Consider the following 3,018-nt stretch of genomic DNA (forward strand, 5'->3'; position numbering starts at 1 on the left):
GCATATTCCTTCAAAACTAGATAACATTGCTGCATATTATATGGTTAAGTCCTCGATCTATTAGTATTCGTCAGCTCCACATGTCACCATGCTTCCACCTCGAACCTATCAACCTGATCATCTTTCAGGGATCTTACTAGCTTACGCTATGGGAAATCTCATCTTGAGGGGGGCTTCATGCTTAGATGCTTTCAGCACTTATCCCTTCCGCACATAGCTACCCAGCTATGCCCTTGGCAGAACAACTGGTACACCAGCGGTGCGTCCATCCCGGTCCTCTCGTACTAAGGACAGCTCCTCTCAAATTTCCTACGCCCACGACGGATAGGGACCGAACTGTCTCACGACGTTCTGAACCCAGCTCGCGTACCGCTTTAATGGGCGAACAGCCCAACCCTTGGGACCGACTACAGCCCCAGGATGCGATGAGCCGACATCGAGGTGCCAAACCTCCCCGTCGATGTGGACTCTTGGGGGAGATAAGCCTGTTATCCCCGGGGTAGCTTTTATCCGTTGAGCGATGGCCCTTCCATGCGGAACCACCGGATCACTAAGCCCGACTTTCGTCCCTGCTCGACTTGTAGGTCTCGCAGTCAAGCTCCCTTATGCCTTTGCACTCTACGAATGATTTCCAACCATTCTGAGGGAACCTTTGGGCGCCTCCGTTACACTTTAGGAGGCGACCGCCCCAGTCAAACTGCCCACCTGACACTGTCTCCCGGGTCGATAAGACCCGTAGGTTAGAATTTCAATACAGTCAGGGCGGTATCCCACCAGCGCCTCCACCGAAGCTAGCGCTCCGGTTTCAATGGCTCCCGCCTATCCTGTACAAACTGTACCAAAATTCAATATCAGGCTACAGTAAAGCTCCACGGGGTCTTTCCGTCCTGTCGCGGGTAACCTGCATCTTCACAGGTACTATAATTTCACCGAGTCTCTGGTTGAGACAGTGCCCAAATCGTTACACCTTTCGTGCGGGTCGGAACTTACCCGACAAGGAATTTCGCTACCTTAGGACCGTTATAGTTACGGCCGCCGTTTACTGGGGCTTCAGTTCAGAGCTTCGCTTACGCTAACCCCTCTCCTTAACCTTCCAGCACCGGGCAGGTGTCACCCCCTATACTTCGCCTTACGGCTTCGCAGAGAGCTGTGTTTTTGCTAAACAGTCGCTTGGGCCTATTCACTGCGGCTTTCCGTTAAGAAAGCACCCCTTCTCCCGAAGTTACGGGGTCATTTTGCCGAGTTCCTTAACCAGAGTTCTCTCGCACACCTTAGGATTCTCTCCTCGCCTACCTGTGTCGGTTTGCGGTACAGGCACCTTTTATCTCGCTAGAAGCTTTTCTTGGCAGCGGGGAATCAAAGACTTCGCTCCATAAGGAGCTTCCCCATCACAGCTCAGCCTTCACGATAAGCGGATTTGCCTACTTATCAGCCTAACTGCTTGGACGTGCACAACCAATCGCACGCTTCTTCTATCCTTCTGCGTCCCTCCATTGCTCAAACGATAAAGAGGTGGTACAGGAATATCAACCTGTTGTCCATCGCCTACGCCTGTCGGCCTCGGCTTAGGTCCTGACTAACCCTGAGCGGACGAGCCTTCCTCAGGAAACCTTAGGCATTCGGTGGACGGGATTCTCACCCGTCTTTCGCTACTCATACCGGCATTCTCACTTCTAAGCGCTCCACCAGTCCTTCCGGTCTGACTTCACTGCACTTAGAACGCTCCCCTACCACTGATACCATTGGTATCAATTCGCAGCTTCGGTGGTGTATTTAGCCCCGGTACATTTTCGGCGCAGAGTCACTCGACTAGTGAGCTATTACGCACTCTTTAAATGGTGGCTGCTTCTAAGCCAACATCCTAGTTGTCTAAGCAACTCCACATCCTTTTCCACTTAATACACACTTTGGGACCTTAGCTGGCGATCTGGGCTGTTTCCCTCTTGACTACGGATCTTATCACTCGCAGTCTGACTCCTAAGGATAAGTCATTGGCATTCGGAGTTTGACTGAATTCGGTAATCCGATGAGGACCCCTAGTTCAATCAGTGCTCTACCTCCAAGACTCTTACACTTAAGGCTAGCCCTAAAGCTATTTCGGGGAGAACCAGCTATCTCCAGGTTCGATTGGAATTTCTCCGCTACCCACACCTCATCCCCGCACTTTTCAACGTGCGTGGGTTCGGGCCTCCATTCAGTGTTACCTGAACTTCACCCTGGACATGGGTAGATCACCTGGTTTCGGGTCTACGACCACGTACTAAACGCCCTATTCAGACTCGCTTTCGCTGCGGCTCCGCCTCTTCAGCTTAACCTTGCACGGGATCGTAACTCGCCGGTTCATTCTACAAAAGGCACGCCATCACCCATTAACGGGCTCTGACTATTTGTAGGCACACGGTTTCAGGATCTCTTTCACTCCCCTTCCGGGGTGCTTTTCACCTTTCCCTCACGGTACTGGTTCACTATCGATCACTAGGGAGTATTTAGCCTTGGGAGATGGTCCTCCCAGATTCCGACGGAATTTCACGTGTTCCGCCGTACTCAGGATACATTCAAGAGAGAACGAAGTTTCGACTACGGGGTTGTTACCCTCTACGACGGACCTTTCCAGGTCGCTTCGTCTACCTCGTTCCTTTGTAACTCCGTATAGAATGTCCTACAACCCCAAGAGGCAAGCCTCTTGGTTTGGGCTATGTTCCGTTTCGCTCGCCGCTACTCAGGAAATCGCATTTGCTTTCTCTTCCTCCAGGTACTTAGATGTTTCAGTTCCCTGGGTCTGTCTTCCATACCCTATGTATTCAGGTAAGGATACCATACCATTACGTATAGTGGGTTTCCCCATTCGGAAATCTTCGGATCAAAGCTTACTTACAGCTCCCCGAAGCATATCGGCGTTAGTCCCGTCCTTCATCGACTCCTAGTGTCAAGGCATCCACCGTGCGCCCTTTCTAACTTAACCAAACTAAAAATTAAAAAATATGAGCTACACTGTTATCTAGTTTTCAAAGAACATAC

General features: G+C 51.0%; 1 rRNA gene. It reads right to left on the reverse strand.

The window, feature by feature from the left end:
- Positions 1-40 precede the first annotated feature (40 nt).
- Positions 41-2,962, reverse strand: a 23S ribosomal RNA gene (locus CN409_RS25855).
- Positions 2,963-3,018: the final 56 nt, after the last annotated feature.

This window comes from Bacillus sp. AFS012607 (assembly GCF_002558005.1).
Lineage (GTDB): Bacteria > Bacillota > Bacilli > Bacillales > Bacillaceae_G > Bacillus_A > Bacillus_A thuringiensis_S.